General features: G+C 62.8%; 16 protein-coding genes and 1 pseudogene. 6 read left to right on the top strand and 11 right to left on the bottom strand.

Annotation, left to right across the window (positions count from 1 at the left end):
* Positions 1 to 9: 9 nt before the first annotated feature.
* The 5 genes from NOV72_RS19505 to NOV72_RS19485 form a co-directional block, all read right to left on the bottom strand.
* Positions 10 to 1263, bottom strand: a complete 1254-nt coding sequence (locus NOV72_RS19505; protein WP_106856228.1) for an ABC transporter permease — start codon at positions 1261 to 1263, stop codon at positions 10 to 12.
* Positions 1264 to 1281: 18 nt separating this feature from the next.
* Entirely contained in the window at positions 1282 to 2328 is a 1047-nt protein-coding gene (locus NOV72_RS19500) for an ABC transporter substrate-binding protein (RefSeq protein ID WP_106856227.1), read from the bottom strand.
* Position 2329: 1 nt separating this feature from the next.
* Positions 2330 to 3511 carry an ABC transporter ATP-binding protein gene (locus tag NOV72_RS19495; RefSeq protein WP_106856226.1) on the bottom strand — a complete coding sequence of 394 codons (1182 nt, stop codon included), beginning with the start codon at positions 3509 to 3511 and terminating at the stop codon, positions 2330 to 2332.
* Positions 3512 to 3530: 19 nt separating this feature from the next.
* The gene (locus NOV72_RS19490) at positions 3531 to 4670 is read right to left on the bottom strand and encodes an aromatic ring-hydroxylating oxygenase subunit alpha (protein WP_106856346.1); all 1140 of its coding nucleotides are present in this window, start codon (positions 4668 to 4670) and stop codon (positions 3531 to 3533) included.
* A gap of 152 nt (positions 4671 to 4822) precedes the next feature.
* Complete coding sequence (locus tag NOV72_RS19485; RefSeq protein ID WP_106856225.1) at positions 4823 to 5749, bottom strand: LysR family transcriptional regulator; 927 nt, start codon at positions 5747 to 5749, stop codon at positions 4823 to 4825.
* 172 nt (positions 5750 to 5921) lie between these two features.
* Between NOV72_RS19485 and NOV72_RS19480 the strand changes: the two genes are divergently transcribed.
* From NOV72_RS19480 to NOV72_RS19455, 6 genes are all read left to right on the top strand, one after another.
* Positions 5922 to 7271 carry a flavin-containing monooxygenase gene (locus NOV72_RS19480; RefSeq protein WP_106856224.1) on the top strand — a complete coding sequence of 450 codons (1350 nt, stop codon included), beginning with the start codon at positions 5922 to 5924 and terminating at the stop codon, positions 7269 to 7271.
* A gap of 31 nt (positions 7272 to 7302) precedes the next feature.
* Positions 7303 to 7740 carry a RidA family protein gene (locus NOV72_RS19475; RefSeq protein ID WP_106856223.1) on the top strand — a complete coding sequence of 146 codons (438 nt, stop codon included), beginning with the start codon at positions 7303 to 7305 and terminating at the stop codon, positions 7738 to 7740.
* Positions 7741 to 7750: 10 nt separating this feature from the next.
* On the top strand, positions 7751 to 8428 hold the full coding sequence (locus NOV72_RS19470; RefSeq protein ID WP_106856222.1) for a DUF1028 domain-containing protein: 678 nt from the start codon (positions 7751 to 7753) through the stop codon (positions 8426 to 8428).
* Positions 8421 to 9584, top strand: a complete 1164-nt coding sequence (argE, locus tag NOV72_RS19465; RefSeq protein WP_106856221.1) for an acetylornithine deacetylase — start codon at positions 8421 to 8423, stop codon at positions 9582 to 9584. The genes NOV72_RS19470 and argE overlap by 8 nt, the downstream gene beginning before the upstream one ends.
* Before the next feature lie 77 nt (positions 9585 to 9661).
* Positions 9662 to 11083 (top strand): purine-cytosine permease family protein, encoded by a 1422-nt coding sequence (locus tag NOV72_RS19460; protein ID WP_181291118.1) that lies wholly within the window; start codon positions 9662 to 9664, stop codon positions 11081 to 11083.
* 160 nt (positions 11084 to 11243) lie between these two features.
* Entirely contained in the window at positions 11244 to 12263 is a 1020-nt protein-coding gene (locus NOV72_RS19455) for an alcohol dehydrogenase (protein WP_106856220.1), read from the top strand.
* On the opposite strand, the gene NOV72_RS19450 is transcribed toward NOV72_RS19455, so the two are convergent.
* The 6 genes and pseudogenes from NOV72_RS19450 to glyA all read right to left on the bottom strand — a co-directional run.
* Entirely contained in the window at positions 12260 to 12862 is a 603-nt protein-coding gene (locus NOV72_RS19450) for a dimethylsulfoniopropionate lyase (protein ID WP_106856344.1), read from the bottom strand. The two genes, NOV72_RS19455 and NOV72_RS19450, sit on opposite strands and share 4 nt — an antisense overlap.
* 14 nt (positions 12863 to 12876) lie before the next feature.
* Positions 12877 to 14073: a M24 family metallopeptidase gene (locus NOV72_RS19445; protein ID WP_106856219.1), complete on the bottom strand. Its 1197-nt coding sequence runs from the start codon at positions 14071 to 14073 to the stop codon at positions 12877 to 12879.
* Positions 14074 to 14086: 13 nt separating this feature from the next.
* Positions 14087 to 15211 carry an FAD-binding oxidoreductase gene (locus NOV72_RS19440; RefSeq protein WP_106856218.1) on the bottom strand — a complete coding sequence of 375 codons (1125 nt, stop codon included), beginning with the start codon at positions 15209 to 15211 and terminating at the stop codon, positions 14087 to 14089.
* 99 nt (positions 15212 to 15310) lie between these two features.
* Positions 15311 to 15859 carry a GNAT family N-acetyltransferase gene (locus tag NOV72_RS19435; protein WP_106856217.1) on the bottom strand — a complete coding sequence of 183 codons (549 nt, stop codon included), beginning with the start codon at positions 15857 to 15859 and terminating at the stop codon, positions 15311 to 15313.
* Between the two features lie 27 nt (positions 15860 to 15886).
* A complete protein-coding gene (locus tag NOV72_RS19430) occupies positions 15887 to 16498 on the bottom strand; it encodes a helix-turn-helix domain-containing protein (protein WP_106856216.1) in 612 nt (203 codons plus the stop codon).
* Positions 16499 to 16601: 103 nt separating this feature from the next.
* Positions 16602 to 16763: pseudogene (glyA, locus tag NOV72_RS19425) on the bottom strand (serine hydroxymethyltransferase); the annotation flags it as partial.

Here is a 16763-nt window from a genome sequence, read left to right as displayed (position 1 = left end):
CAAGACTCCTCAACCGAAGCGCAACCGGTCGATGCCGACGATGCGGTTGAACAGGAAATAGAAGATCGCCGTGAAGATCACGAGATACGCCGACAGCGCACCCGCGAGTCCCCAATTGAGTTGCGTATTCGTTTGCAGCGCGATGAGTTGACTGATCATCTCATCGCCCGCGCCACCGAGCAGCGCAGGCGTGATGTAGTAACCGAGCGCGAGCACGAAGACGAGGAAGCAACCCGCGCCCACGCCCGGCAGCGTCTGCGGAATATAGACGCGCACGAACGCGGTGAACGGATGCGCGCCGAGCGATTGCGCCGCGCGCACGTAGACAGGCGATACACCTTTCATCACCGAATAGATCGCGAGAATCATGTACGGCAAAAGAACGTGCGTCATGCCGATCAACACGCCCGTGCGATTGAAGATGAGCGGCACCGGATGCGTCGCGAGGCCGAGGCCCATCAAGAGACCGTTGATGACGCCGCCCGGTTGCAGCAGCACGTACCACGCCGTCGTGCGCACGAGCAGCGACGTCCAGAACGGCACGATCACGAAGAGCATCAGGCGGTTGCTGCTTTGCGCCGGCAGATTGGCGAGCAGCCACGCGACCGGATAGCCGAGCACGAGGCACAGCAGCGTGACCGACGCGCTGATCGATATCGTGCGAAGAAACGCCTGCCGATACACCGACGCGTTATCCGCCACGAATGCGACGTTGCCTTGCGGCGTCACTTGCGCATCGACGGCGGCGAGCAGGTAGTCGGGCGTCGGCGATGTGGCGGCGCGTTTCAAAAGACGCCATGTTTCAGGGGCATTCCAGCGCTCGTCCATCTCGATCAACACGGGCTTCCATGCGGGCGGCGTCTCGTCGCGGACGCTGCGTGCGGTGCGCATCAGCAAGCTGCGAAACTCGGGCTGCGCGAAGTTGAGCCTGCGCGCGACAGTGCCGAGTTGTCCGCTCTGCTGCGCGTCTTTGAGGCCGGCGGCGAGCAGCGCGAACGTATGTTCATCGGGCACGCCGCGCCCGTCCCATGCTTCGAGCGCGCGAGTCAGCGCGGGCATGCTGCCCGGCACTTCCTTGTTCTCGACACTGCGCGCAAGCAGCAGCGCGATCGGTGCGATGAACGTCGACAGCAGAAACACGATCAGCGGCAATGCAAGCAACAAAGCCTGCACCGATGCGCGGCGCTGCGTTCTTTGAAACGAGGCGCGGCCATCGGCTCTCGTCGGAGAACCGGTGGCGGCCGCGTGAATCGATGCAGGCATGTTTGTCCTCGAATGCGCTTACTGCGTCAGCCAAACCTGAAAGCGCTTGTTGATCTGATCGGCGTTATCGGCCCAGAAGTTCGCATTGATCTGCACCGCGCGCTTGAAGTTGTCCGGCGCGGTCGGCATGTCGGCAAGACGCTGCTTGTCGACGAGCGCAACGGCGTCCTTCCGCGGCGGCGCATACGCGATGTACTTCGACAGATCCGCCGATGCCTTCGGCTGCGCCTGCGACACGATGAACTTCGCGGCCGTGTCGGCATGCTTCGCGCCCGTCGGGATGGCCCACCATTCGAAGTCGTAGACCTGCGCATCCCAGACCGCCTTGAACGGCTTGTTGTCCTTCTTCGCGGCATCGTCGATACGGCCGTTATAGGCCTGCACCATCACGACCGCGCCATCCGCAAGCAGTTGCGGCGCCTGCGCGCCCGATTCCCACCACACGATGTTCTTCTTGATCGTGTCGAGCTTCTTGAAAGCGCGATCGACGCCCGCCGGCGTGCCGAGCACCTTGTACACGTCCTTCGGTGCGACGCCGTCGGCGATCAGCGCCCATTCCATCGACACCTTCGGCGACTTGCGCAGGCCGCGTTTGCCGGGGAATTTCTGCAAGTCGAAGAAATCGTTGACGGTGCTCGGCGCGGTCTTCAGCTTGCTCGCGTCGTAGGCATAGACGGTGGACCAGACCATGCTCGCGACCGCGCAATCGCTGATCGAGCCGGGGATGAAATCGCTTGTCTTGCCGAGCGACTTCTTGTCGAACTTCTGCAGCAGGCCTTCATCGCATGCGGTGATCGCGTCGTTGGTTTCGAGGTCGATCAGATCCCACGTCGTGTTCTTCGCCTGCTCCATCGCGGAGAGCTTGGCGAGGCCGCCGTCGTACGATTCGGTCGAGAAGTTCACGCCCGTCGCCTGCGTGAACGGATCGAACCAGGCTTTCTTCGCAGCGGCTTCGTATGCGCCGCCGAAGGTCACGACGGACAGCGTTTCCGCCGCGTGTGTCGGGATAGTTGCAAACGCAACTACTGCGAGTGCGGCGCATTGTGCTTTGATATGAGTGCGCATGTCAGTTGGCTCCTGCGGGTGCGGTCGTGATGAGGGAAGGTGAGGGCGGTGTGGCCGGGGCAATCGCGGGTGCGCTCTTCGGCGCCATCATCGCGAGAATCTTGCAGTCGTCGTGACGCCATGCAATATCAATCGTGCTGCCCGCGCAAGGCAACGCATGACGCTGCGTGTTGGGCACTTTCACGACGATGGAATCGCGCGAGCCGAGCTTAAGATGCACGCGATGATGATCGCCGCAATACACGAGTTCTTCGACGCAGGCGCGCACGACATTGCTGTGCTCGTCGGGCTGCACGCCTTCGGCGCCCGGAATATGCGCGCGTTCGGGACGCAGCGCGAGCATCGCTTCGTCGCCGGCGCGCAGGCCGTGTTCGCAGCGCCCGCGAATCACGCTGCCGTCCGACAGCGCGAGCGTCGCCCATTCGTCGTTCGCACTGACGACGCGTCCCGTGAGTCCGTTGTTCTCGCCGACGAAGTTCGCGACGAACGCGTTCTGCGCGTTCTCGTAGAGTTCGCTTGGCGTGGCGGCTTGCTGGATGCGGCCATCGGAGAACACGGCGACGCGGTCGGACATCGTCAGCGCTTCGGCCTGATCGTGCGTCACGTAGACGATCGTCAGCGAGAGCTCGCGATGCAGGCGCATGATTTCATATTGCATCGTTTCGCGCAGGCGTTTGTCGAGTGCGCCGAGCGGTTCGTCCATCAGCACGACGCTCGGTTCGAACACGAGTGCGCGTGCGAGCGCGACGCGCTGCTGCTGGCCGCCGGAAAGCTGCGAGGGACGACGGTTCGCGAGATGCGGCAACTCGATCATCTCCAGCGCGCGTTTGACGCGCGCCTTCTGCTCGGCGCGGCTCACGCGCCGCACGGAAAGCGGAAACGCGACATTCTCCGCAATCGTGAGATGCGGAAAGAGCGCGTAGTTCTGAAACACCATGCCGATATCGCGCTGATGCGGCGGCTTGTCGTCGAGACGCCGGCCATCGAGTCTGATCTCGCCTTGCGTCGGCGATTCGAAGCCTGCAAGCATCATCAACGTGGTCGTCTTGCCCGAGCCAGACGGTCCGAGCAGCGAAAGAAACTCTCCCTTGCGCACGTCGAGGTTCAGGTCTTCCACGACATAGTGCGCGCCGTCGTACGATTTGCTCACGCCCGAGAAGGAGATGAAGGAAGGGTCTGACATCGTGATCGCGTCCTGTCTTTCAGTGCTGTGCGAGCTTCGCCGCGATGTAGCGCGCGAAGTCGTAATTGGGCCGTTCGAGATGACTCAGATTGCCGGGCTTCGCGAGCGGCGCATGCACGCCGCGAAATACGGCTTCCACGCCGCGCCTGTCTTCGGCGTTCACTTCGTCGAGCAGCTTCTTCAACGTCGTCATGTGCGCGTTCGCTTCCGGATCGGCGATGAATTCAGGCGCGAGCCCACCGCCGAAGCGGATATGCACTCGCCCGACGCCGCGCGGTTGCAACACGAGATACCAGAAATAGCCGGGCGTGAGCGTGACGAGATGCGTCGGATAAATCGCGAGCAGCGCGGTCGTCTTGCGCCAGTGACCCGATAAGCGCGTGTTGTCCGGATGCGCATTGCCGATCGGCAAACTCGCTTCCTTCGTGATCCAGTGATAATTGAAGGCGGGATAACCTGGCGGACATTCCATTTCTTCGAGCCGGGAATGCGGCCCTACGGTTGCGCGATGCAGCATCGGCAAGTGATAGCTTTCCATGAAGTTCTCGGCGAGGATCTTCCAGTTCGTATCCCACACGTGCTCTTCATAGAAAGTTTCGATGTAGTCCGTCATGCCGTACGCGCCGATCAATTCGCTCAATTCGGCCAGTTGCTTTTGAACGGGCGGCGCGCTTTCATCGAGCGTCACGTAGATCCAGCCTTGCCATTCTTCACAGCGCACGGCGGGCAACTTATAGCTTTCCTTGCAGAAGCCTTCTTGCCGGTCCATCAGCGGCGCGCCCTTCAATTCGCCGTCGAGCCCATAACTCCACGCGTGATACGGACACACGATACGGCGCTTGTTGCCGCGCCCTTCGAGCAGCACCGACATGCGATGCAGGCACACGTTCGACATCGCCTTGAGCTGCATCTGTTCGTCGCGCAACACCACGATCGGCTGCGCGCCGATCTGCGCCGTCAGATAGTCGCCGGGCTCTTTCAGCGCGCTCGCGCGGCCGACACATTGCCATTCGCGCGCGAAGATTTCACGCTCTTCCAGAGCCAGAAATTCGGGCGATGTATAGACACCGGGCGGCATGGCGCGCGCATCGCTGAATGGTCGTTCGCAATTCGACCGCAACTGGTCGATGAGCGTTTGCACCGCGATCGTCCTTGTCATGAGGCTCTCCATGTTCCTCCCCCGTGGAAGCGCGTCAACGCGAGGTTTCGAGGCGTTGCGCACGACATGGACATCAATCTATCAAGCCAAATTGCCAGCCAAAATATTGTTTTCGGATACAAAGCAAAGCTTTTACCTATGCAGCGCGTGTGTCAGATATCGATATGCAAGCGGCGGATATAGGTTTCGCAAAAGGACGAGAAGCGATGCACGACCTGCCTCGGGCGCATCGTGCGCGATTGCGCGATGCCGAGCGTTGTCGCGTTGACGTTGTCCTTGAAGCGCTTAATCACGAAGTCTTCGCCGTCCACCGTGCGATTCGATTTAAGCGGAAAATTGAGGATGCTATAGCCGAGACCGTTCGCCACCATGCCGCGCACGACTTCCGGCTGCGATGAACGAAACGCGGGCACGGGACGGCTGCCGACCGCATCGAAGAGCGCGGCGAAATACTCGCGGCTATGCGGCAAATCCAGCATCACGTAAGGCTCCGGCAGCAGATCGGCGAGCGATACCTTGCGCGCGCGGGCAAGCCGATGCGTCTTCGGCAGGATCACGTAAGGCGGCAAGGAAATCAGCGGCGTGAATGCGATATCTTCGGTCAGGTCCAGGCTATAGGTGAGCGCGATATCGAGCGAGCCGTCATGCAGTCCGCGCAGCAAGCCGTCCTGATGCGCTTCGACCGTGCGGAACGAAATGCCCGCGTGCCCGGCCGTGAAGTGGCTGATGAGCCCCGGCATCAACGGCGGCGCGAGCGAAACGAGGCAACCGAGTGCGATGGAGCCCGTCATGCCGCCATCCATTTCCTTCGCGGCCATTTGCAGCTCTTCCGCGATCTTCAGCAGATTGCGCGCTTGCCCGAGCAAATCGCGCCCCGCCTGCGTGAGCGACAGACCGCTCGCGTGACGGCGTATGAATAGTTGCACGCCGAACGATTCTTCGAGATCCGCGAGCGCAGTCGATATCGACGGCTGCGAAATATGCAGTTTTTTCGCCGCTGCGGTGAACGACAACGCTTCGGCCGTGACGACGAAGTAGCGCAACTGCCGCAGCGAATAGCGCAGTGGATGAACTTCCATCGACGATGCTCCAGAGCTCACTCGAAAGGCCGCATTGTGAAGCGCTCAAAATTCATTGCATAGCTTATTCCGATGCTATGCATTTTTTAAATATATTTTTCAGATTTCGATAGCGCGCGTAGATTTTCACGAAGACATCACGAATACAACGGCCTTTCGGAAGGACATAGCCATGACAGTGGAAAGGAAATCAATCGACACGCTCGTGGTCGGCGCGGGCCAGGCCGGCGTCGCGATAAGCGAGCATCTGAGCAAGCTCGGTGTGCCGCATCTCGTGCTGGAGCGCGATCGCATCGCCGAGCGCTGGCGCACGGGCCGATGGGATTCGCTCGTCGCCAACGGCCCCGCATGGCACGATCGTTTCCCTAATCTGGAGTTCGCGAATTTCGATCCGAACGCTTTCGCATCGAAAGAGCAGGTCGCGGATTACTTCGTCGAATACGCAAGGAAGTTCGATGCGCCCATTCGCACCGGCGTCGAAGTGAAGAAGGTCGTGCGCAATGCGGGACGTCCGGGCTTTACCGTCGATACGTCTGAAGGAATTATCGAAGCAAATCGCGTTGTCGTTGCGACGGGCCCGTTCCAGCGTCCCGTGATTCCGCCGATCGCGCCGAAGAGCGCAGCGCTCACGCAGATTCATTCCGCCGGCTATCGCAATCCGCAGCAATTGCCCGAAGGCGGCGTGCTGGTCGTGGGCGCGGGATCGTCGGGCGTGCAGATCGCCGATGAATTGCAGCGCGCGGGGCGTCGCGTATATCTGTCGGTCGGTGCGCATGATCGTCCGCCGCGCGGATATCGCGGACGCGACTTCTGCTGGTGGCTCGGCGTACTCGGCGAATGGGACGCCGAAGTGATGAAGCCCGGCCGCGAGCACGTGACGATCGCCGTGAGCGGCGCGCGCGGCGGTCATACGGTGGACTTCAGGCGTCTCGCGCATCAGGGCATCACGCTCGTCGGCCTGACCAAATCATTCGACGATACCCGCGTCACGTTCGAAGCCGATCTCGCGGACAACATCCGGCGCGGCGACGAGAACTATCTGTCGCTGCTCGATGCCGCCGATGCCTACGCGCAACGCAACGGCCTCGATCTTCCGGAAGAGCCCGAAGCCCGCATCATTCCCGCCGATCCGGACTGCATGACGCATCCGCTATGCGAACTCGATCTGGCGAAGGAAGGCGTGACGTCGATCATCTGGGCGACAGGTTATGCCGTCGATTTCACGTGGCTGCAAGTCGATGCATTCGACGACAAAGGCAAGCCGAAACATCAGCGCGGCGTCGCGAAGGAGCCGGGCATCTATTTCGTCGGCTTGCCGTGGCTGTCGCGCCGCGGCTCTGCGTTCATCTGGGGCGTGTGGCACGACGCGAAACATATCGCCGATCACATCGTCACGCAGCGTAAATACCTCGCGTATTACGACGCGCCGCAACATCACGAAGAAGAGAAGCGCGTCGAAACCGTCGAGCCCGCACCGGACGAATCGCGCGTCCACAAGGTCAGCGAGATGGGCGTCAACTGATTTCAAATATTCCCGTATCAAGGTGCATTCGATGAGCCAACCCACGCATACCCGTATCCGCATGTTCAACACGAAGGATACGTATCCGAATCAGTCGCTCGACAACGATCTTTGCCAAGCCGTGCGCGCGGGCAATACCGTCTATGTGCGCGGCCAGATCGGCACGGACTTCGACGGCACTCTCGTCGGTCTCGGCGATCCGCGCGCGCAGGCCGAGCAGGCGATGAAAAACGTGAAGCAATTGCTCGAAGAAGCGGGCAGCGATCTTTCGCACGTCGTCAAGACGACGACGTATCTCACCGACGTGCGCTTTCGCGAGCCGGTGTATCGCGAAGTCGGCAAATGGCTGAAGGGCGTGTTTCCGATTTCGACGGGCCTCACCGTCGTCGCGCTCGGTCAGCCCGAATGGCTGATGGAGATCGACGTGATCGCCGTCATTCCGGACGGATGGACGCCGCCGAACGCATAACGGAGGGCACATGACATTCTCAATCGTCGGACGATGTCAAGAGACCGGGCAGCTTGGCATCGCGATCAGTTCATCGAGCATCGCGGTGGGCGCGCGTTGTCCGTGGGTGCGCGCGGGCGTCGGCGCCGTCGCGACGCAGAACGTGACGCTGCCCGCGCTCGGCTCGCAGATTCTCGATCACATGGAAGGCGCGCATCTCGATCCCGCCGCAGCGCTCGAGCGTGCGCTGGCCGCGAACGAATGGAGCGAGTATCGGCAAGTGACGGTGGTCGATGCGCAAGGCCGCACCGCGTTTTTCAGCGGCAAGCAGGCGCTCGGCACGTATCACGCGGTCTCGGGCAGGCAGTGCGTGGCGGCGGGCAACATGCTCGCGGGCATCCACGTGATCGAGGCGATGATTCCCGCGTTCGAGAACGCTTCCGGCCACCTTGCGGACCGGCTCCTCGCGGCGATGCATGCCGCGATCGCTGCGGGCGGCGAAGCGGGCCCGGTGCATTCGGCGGCGCTGAAAATAGCGGGCGAACAGAGCTGGCCGCTCGTCGATCTGCGCGTGGACTGGGCGGACGATGATCCCATCGGCAAGCTGAATGCGCTCTGGCACGCGTACAGACCGCAGATGCAGGACTACGTGACCCGCGCATTGAATCCGACCGCCGCGCCGAGCTACGGAGTGCCCGGCGATGAGTGACCTGACGAGCCGCGATCTGCTCGAACGGCTGATCGGCTTCGCGACGGTCAGCCGCGATTCGAATCTCGAGTTGATCGAATTCATTCGTGATTACCTCGCGCAACTCGATGTCGAAAGCGAGTTGTTCTACAACGCGGAGCGCACGAAGGCGAACCTGTTCGCGACGATCGGACCGCGCGATCGCGGCGGCATCGTGCTGTCGGGTCATACGGATGTCGTGCCCGTCGATGGCCAGCCGTGGACCGTCGATGCCTTCCGCCTCACCGAGAAAGATGGACGGCTGTATGGTCGCGGCGCGGCCGACATGAAGGGCTTTCTCGCATCGGTGCTGGCCGCCGTGCCGATGTTGCTGCAGCGTGAACTGAGATTGCCCGTGCATCTGGCCTTTTCATACGACGAGGAAGTCGGATGCCTCGGCGTGCGGCCGATGCTCGCGCAACTGGAGAAACGCGCGCATAAACCGGTGCTGTGCCTGATCGGCGAGCCGACGTCGATGAAGCCGGTGCTCGGGCACAAGGGCAAGCTCGCGATGCGTTGTCAGGTGAAGGGCGCGCCGTGTCATTCGGCTTACGCGCCGTATGGCGTCAATGCGATCCAGTATGCGGCGCGTCTCATCAATCGTCTGGAAGAGATCGGCGAGAAGCTCGCGCAGCCCGAGCATCACGACGAGCGTTTCGATCCGCCGTATTCCACGGTGCAAACGGGCACGATCAAAGGTGGCCGTGCGCTCAACATCGTGCCGGCGGAATGCGAGTTCGATTTCGAAGTGCGCGCGCTGCCGGGCTTCGACGCCAGCGTCGTCGCCGACGATTTGCACATGTACGCGCAAGCCGAACTGCTGCCGAAGATGCGCGCCGTGAAGCCCGATACCGACATCACGCTCGAACCGCTCTCCGCGTATCCCGGACTGGCGACGCCGCCCGACAGCGAAGCGGCGCGTCTGCTCGCGCTGCTGAGCGGTTCGGCGGACTTCGGCACGGTGGCGTTCGGCACCGAAGGCGGGCTTTTCGATCGAGCCGGCATTCCGACTGTCGTATGCGGTCCCGGAAGCATGGATCAGGGACACAAGCCCGACGAGTACGTGACGATCGAACAACTCCGCGATTGCGACGCGATGCTGATACGGCTCGCGGACCATCTCTCGACCACAGCCTGATTATTCAAGCGCTTCGAGCGATTCCGGCGCCTCGCGCGTCAGGGCATCGCTTTGCCGCGCGCATTAAGGAGACGACTTTGACTACCGCGCAACGCAACGCTTCTCCGTTGATCGAGAAGCACACCATCGGCTATGTGCCGCCCGAGGATCGTCACGGCAAGGTGCGCGATCTCTTCACCCTGTGGTTCGGCGGAAATATCGCGCCCTTGCCGATCGTGACCGGCGCGCTCGGCGTGCAGATCTTTCATCTGAATCTTTTGTGGGGCATCGTCGCGATCATCGTCGGTCAGGCGGTCGGCGGCGTGCTGATGGCGCTGCATTCGGCGCAAGGGCCGCAAATGGGCATCCCGCAGATGATCCAGAGCCGCGCGCAGTTCGGCTCGTGGGGCGCGCTGCTCGTGACCGTCATCGCGGGCGTGATGTACGTGGGCTTCTTCGCGTCGAATATCGTGCTGGCGGGGAAATCGCTGCATGGCATCGAGTCGTCGGTGTCGGTGCCCGTGGGCATCGTGATCGGTGCGCTGGGGTCGGGGTTGATCGGCATCATCGGATATCGCTTCATTCACATCCTGAACCGCATCGGGACATGGGTGCTCGGCATCGGCATTTGCGTGGGATTCGGCTACATCCTCACGCATGTTTCGACGGACGACTTCCTCACGCGCGGCGGCTTCAACTTCGCCGGCTGGCTCGCGACGGTTTCGCTATCCGCACTGTGGCAGATCGCATTCGCGCCCTACGTCTCCGACTATTCGCGCTATTTGCCGGCGAACGTGCGCGTCGCATCGACGTTCTGGGCGACGTATCTCGGCTGCACGATCGGCTCCACGCTCGCCTTCGTTTTCGGCGCGGTCGCGGTGCTGGCCGTGCCGCCCGGCGCCGATGCGATGGACGCCGTGAAGCTCGCCACCGGACCGCTCGGCCTGCCGATGCTCGTGTTGTTCCTGTTGAGCGTGATCAGCCATAACGCGCTGAATCTCTACGGCGCGGTGCTCGCGACGATCACGTCGCTGCAAACCTTCACGTATCGCTGGATTCCGACGGCGAAGGCGCGCGCGGTGCTGTCGGTCGTGATACTCGTCGCATGCTGCTACTTCGCGATCGGTGCGTCGACGAACTTCGTCGCGAATCTCGTCGATCTCGTTCTCGCGTTGCTCGTCGTGCTGGTGCCGTGGACCGCGATCAATCTCATCGACTTCTATGTGATCCACAAAGGCAAGTACGACATTCAATCGATCTTTCAGGTGGACGGCGGCATTTACGGGCGTTTCAATCCGCAAGCGTTGATTGCTTATGCGATCGGCATAGCGGTGCAGATCCCGTTCATGAATACGCCGATGTACGCGGGACCGGTGCCGAAGTATCTCGACGGCGCGGATTTGTCGTGGGTCGTCGGTTTGCTGCTGACGTCGCCGGTGTATTACTGGCTTGCGTCGCGGGATACGGTTTATCGGCGCAGACAGAACGGCGCGCAGGTGGCGCCCGGCGCGACGCGGTAACCGGTCGCGCAGCCGATGCATCTGCCCGAGACCTGTCACAATCGCAATCTCCGACGTTCCTCCACGATACGGTCGGGATTGCGATTTTGCCGGGCCGTGTCATCCGATTGCGGCGCGCCAGCCGCGCCGCGCGTGTTTCTCCCATGACAAGGAGCAAGCGATGCCAACGATGCAGGCAGTGCAGGTAGCGAAAGCGAACGGTCCGCTGGAACTCGTCGAGCGCGATGTGCCCGAGCCGCCCGACGGACATGTGTTGATCAAGGTGCAGGCCTGCGGAATCTGTCATAGCGATACCCTCACCGTCGAAGGACTATGGCCCGGCCTTCAGTTTCCGCGCGTGCCGGGCCACGAGATCGCGGGCGTGATCGAAAAGCTCGGCGCGGGCGTGGAAGGATGGGAAAAGGGGCAGCGCATCGGCGTGGGCTGGCACGGCGGGCATTGCGGCCATTGCGAGCATTGCCGTCACGGCGACTTCGTGCTTTGCCAGCGCGCGCTCGTGCCGGGCATCAGCTACGACGGCGGCTATGCGGACTACATGGTCGCGCCGCAGGAAGCGCTCGCGCGCATGCCCGACGATCTCTCCGACGTCGATGCCGCGCCGCTCCTTTGCGCGGGCATCACCACCTTCAATGCGCTGCGCAACAGCGGCGCGCGCGCGGGCGACGTGGTCGCGATTCTCGGCATCGGCGGGCTCGGCCATCTGGGCGTGCAGTTCGCGCGCAAGATGGGCTTCGTCACGGCGGCCATCGCGCGAGGCAAGGACAAGGAGCCGCTCGCGAAGCAGCTCGGCGCGCATCACTATATCGACAGCGAATCGCAAGACGTCGCCGATGCCCTGAAGGCGCTCGGCGGCGCGCGCGTCATTCTGGCGACGGCCGCGAGCGGCAAGGCGATGAACGCGGCCATCGGCGGGCTCGGGCTCAACGGCAAGCTCATCATGGTGGGGATATCGGAGGAGCCGGTCGAGGTGCCGATCACGCAGTTCATCATGGGCCGCAATTCGGTGCAGGGCTGGCCGTCCGGCACGGCGGCGGATTCGCAGGAAACGCTCGCGTTCAGCGCGCTGTCGGGCGTGAAGCCGATGATCGAGGAATATCCGCTGTCGCGCGCAGCGGAGGCGTATGAGCGGATGATGAGCGGGAAGGCGCGGTTCAGGGTGGTGTTGACGCCGGGTCGCTAATCGCCCGCTCTCGTCAACAACGCCCATATCGCGAGAAACGGCACAGAACCCGATCGCATCGCGTGCGGATGGTTGCGAACGTTGTGAATGCCGCCGCCGATGCCCGGATCTATCCATTCGCCGCCGTTCTGCCGGAATTCGCCGGGCGTGAAGAGCACGTAGGCTTCCTCCGGCGGATGGCTGTGGTCGGGATAGCGCGTGTGCGGCAGCATCAGCGAGAAGCCCAGTTGCACGTCGTAGCGGCTTTCCGCGCCGCCGGGACCGCAGATCATGCCGTGCACGTGCGCGTCGATGTAACCGTCGCTGCCGTTCACGCCCGACGAACGGCGCGACCATCCGAGATCGGGTTCGAGCGATTTGATCGCGCGCGCGGCGGCGCCGAAGTCGGTGTCGTCGTTCATGAAAGGCGCGAGTGTGGCGTCGAGCCGCTCGCACGCGGGATAGCGCGTGGCGTGACGTGCGCCGTCGTCGGATGGCGTGCGCAGCCGCTCGAACACGCGCGCGGCGACCTCGCGTCCGCCCGCCGGCAGCTTCTCCGACTGAAACAGCCTCTGTGCAATGGCGATGAAGGCCGCCACGTTCTCCAGACGATGGTTCATCGGATGATCCTTCGTCACAGCCAGTCGGTTTCGAAGGCGCATGTCGTGAGCGGCACGCAGCCGTGCTCCGTGAGCACGATCTGCTGCTCGAGCTTCACGCCCTGACTTCCGCCTTCCGCGCCGATATAACTTTCCACGCACAGCGTCATGCCGGTTTCGAAGCGGCCGTCGTAGCCCGCGCTGTCCCAATCCACCTGATGCGCGATGGACGGATGTTCATCGACCATGCCGATGCCATGCGCCACGCAGCTATACCGGTTCTTCAGGTACGGCTCGGGAATTTTCCACGCTTTCTCGCTGTACTCGCGAAACGTCATGCCGGGACGCAAGATATCCATGTTGAAGTGGACTTGCGACCAGGCGAGTTCGTACAGCCTGCGTTGTTCGTCCGATGGCCGCGCGTCGCCCACGATCCACGTGCGCGAGATATCCGAGCAGTAGCCGTGCGGTCCGACCATGTCGGTATCGAAGGCGAGCAGTTCGCCCTCTTGCAGCACGCGCGACGAGCATTCGTGCATCCACGGATTGGTGCGGTCGCCGGAAGCGAGCAGCCGCGTTTCGATCCACTCGCCGCCGTGACGGATGTTCTCGAAGTGAAGGTTCGCCCACAGCGCCTGCTCCGTCATGCCGGGCCGAAGCTCGCGACGCATGCGCTCGATGCCCTTCTCGCAGGCGCGCAGCGATTCGCCGATCAGCACGAGCTCGCCCGCCGACTTGATCGCGCGGGCGTCTTCCATCATTGCCTGACCGTCGAGCAGCGTGAGTCCGCTTTTAACGAGCAGCGCCGTGCCGATGGGATCGAGCCGGTCGACCGCCAGCCGGCTTTCGCCGCGCGCATGAGTGCGGAACGCGTCGAGAATTTCGTTGGCCCAGAGATTGGCGCGGCTTTCGGTTTGATCGCCCGCATTGAAGTAGATCCAGCTCACCGCGCTACGCAATTCGACGTCCAGATCCAGCCCCTGCCACACATGCTCGCAACGATGAAACTCCCACGCGACGATGCGGCCATCGGCGAACACCATGATGTAGCGCGACGGATTGCGCGCCGTCCATATCTGCATGTTCGACGTGTCCGTCGCGTAGCGGATGTTGACCGGGTCGTACAGCAAAATCGCGGGGCATCGATGCCGCTGCAACTGCGCCTGCACGCGTGCGAGGCGGTATGTCCTCACGTCGCTCAAGGTTTGCGTCTTGACTTCGGATTCGATCACGCTGCGTGTCTCCTCACAGTTCCAGCACGAGGTCCGAAGTCGGACGGCTGCAACAGAGCAGGCGCAATCCCTTCTGCACTTCCCTGTCGCGGATGCCGCCGTTGTGCTTCATATCGACGGTGCCTTCCAGCACGCGGGTCTTGCACGTGCCGCACACGCCCTGACTGCACGACGACGCGATGGCGACGCCCGCCTTCTTCGCCGCCGACAGCACGGTCTGCGATGCGTTCATCGTGAACGACTTCGACGAGCGCGAGAGCCTGACGGTGAAAGTGTCCGGCGCGGCGGGCGCGGCTTCTGGCTCCGGTGCGACGCCCGCGCCGATATCGAAGCTTTCCTGGTGATAGCGCGCCGGATCGTGGCCGCCCTCGCGAAGCAGCGCGCGCACCGCGCTCATGTATCCGGCGGGACCGCAGGTGAAGACCTCGCGTTCCAGATAATCCGGCGCCCACTGCGACAGCAACGAAAGACTGAGACGGCCCGTAGGTCCATTCCAGTTCGCTTCGTCGCCGATGCCCTCGCACACGAAAAACACGCGCAGGCGAGGCGAGAGCTTCGCGAGCCGCGCGAGTTCTTCGCGAAACACGATGTCGGCAGGCGTGCGCGCGCTATGAATGAAGACGATGTCGCGATCCAGACCGAGATCGATGCTCGCGCGCGTCATCGACATCAGCGGCGTGACGCCGGAACCGGCGGACAGGTACAGCGATTTCGGCGCGGGCGCGGCCGTCGGCGTGAAGACGCCCGAGGGTCCATACGCGCGCAACGTGCTGCCGGGCTTCATGGTGTCGTGCAGCCAGTTCGACACGGTCCCGCCCGGAACGCGCTTGACCGTGATTGACAATAGAAACGGGCGCGTCGGCGCGGATGAGATCGTGTAGCAGCGCTCGACCGATTGTCCCTGCACGCTCGCCGACACGGTCATGAACTGACCCGGCTCGAACCGCACGGGCAAGCCGTCTTCCGTGCGGAATTCGAAGCTCCTGACGTCGTGCGTTTCGTCGATGACGCGGCAGCACGTCAGCGTCTGCTGCGCGCCGCTCGGCCAGAGCCGTCCGCCGTGTTCCCAGGTGGCGACATCGGCGAGGCGATCGGCGAGATCGCATGAAGGAGCGAAGATTCTGTCGACGGAGTTCATGGCGCTCGAAAGTGCGTTTGCAATGAGCGCAGTATTGGAGCGCGCAAAAACACCGTCAACGCGCTTTATTTTCCGGGTTCCATTACTTCATGTTATGCGTCAGCCGTCCACCGGTTGCGCGGGTGTCTCAAGATTGAGCTGATAGAACGCCGCGTCCAGCCATCGACCGAACTTGAATCCGGCTTCCGCGATCGTTCCCGAGTGCGTGAAGCCCAGACGCGTATGCAGGCGGATGCTCCCCGCATTCGACGCGTCCACGCAACCGACGAGCACATGCACCTGCGCTTCCTTCGCGCGACGGATCAGTTCGCGCAACAGCCGCTCGCCCAGCCCGAGCCCGCGGCAATCGCGATGCACGTAGACGCTGTGCTCAACCGTGTACTTGAACGCGGGGAAGGCGCGGAACGTGCCCCAGCTCGCGAAGCCCATCAGCTTGCCCGATGCATCGAACGCGCCCACGACCGGAAAGCCGCCCGCGCGCTTCGTCGCGAACCATGTCGTCATGGCTTCGACGGGGCGCGGCTTGTAGTCGTACAGCGCGGTCGAATTGACGATGGCTTCGTTCAGAATGTCGAGAATGGCGAGCGCGTGGTCGGCTTCGTTGCAGTCGATCAGGCGCACGTCGTCGTGCGGTGCGGTGGTGTTCATTCGGTATCCGTTCAGGCTGAGGATGAATCAGTTTGCGGGCGCGTCGCCGATCACGAGGATATAGCGCGCCGCCTTCGAAGCCGGGTTGCTGAAGATGAGCGGTCGGTCCAGCCGCATCGCGAGGCAATCGCCTTGCTGGAGCGCATGAAGCTCCTCGCCGATCACGATGTCGATGCGTCCGCTCATCACCCAGACTTGCTGATGCATGGTCGATTCGCGGCCGCCGCGTTCATAGGCGACGCGCGCGCCGGGCGGAAAATCCACTTCGACCAGTTGGAACGGCGACGGCCAGCCCGGCGGGGAAAGATTGCGGCGCGTGTAGCCGGATTCCGGATCGCGCCATTTCAGTTGCTGCTTGCGCCGCGCGAGCGGTTCAGCCGGCGCGCCTTCCTGCTCGCCGCCGAAGATGCTCGCGAGCGACACGCCGAGACCGGCGGCGAGCTTGTCCAGCACGACGGCCGTAGGGCTGGCGGCGCCGCGTTCGATCATCGAAATCATCGAGCGGCTCACGCCGCAGCGGGCCGCGAGCGCGTCGAGCGTGTAGCCGCGCGCGGCGCGCAACTCGCGCACGCGATCGGCGATGCGCTGATTGATGTCGCTGCCGGTTTCGTCGGAAGCGGGTTTTACGGTATCTAGCATAATGGACTTAGTTTCCAATAAGCCGGATATCGATGTCAAGCGAAAACGGGCTCCGCTGCACGATGACAGCGGAGCCCGTTGCGAACACTTGAGCCGATCTGAATCAGCCGTACACGGGGAAACGCTTCGTCAATTCGGCGACCTGCGCGCGCACGCGTTCGAGGTTGCCCGCATCTTCCGGGCTTTCCAGCACATCGGCGATCAGGTTACCGACGATCTCCGCTTCCTTCACGCCGAAGCCGCGCGTGGTCATCGCGGGCGAGCC

Origin of the sequence: Caballeronia novacaledonica (assembly GCF_900258035.1) — a bacterium.
GTDB classification, from domain to species: domain Bacteria; phylum Pseudomonadota; class Gammaproteobacteria; order Burkholderiales; family Burkholderiaceae; genus Caballeronia; species Caballeronia novacaledonica.
This window is presented reverse-complemented; position numbering and strand designations above follow the sequence as displayed.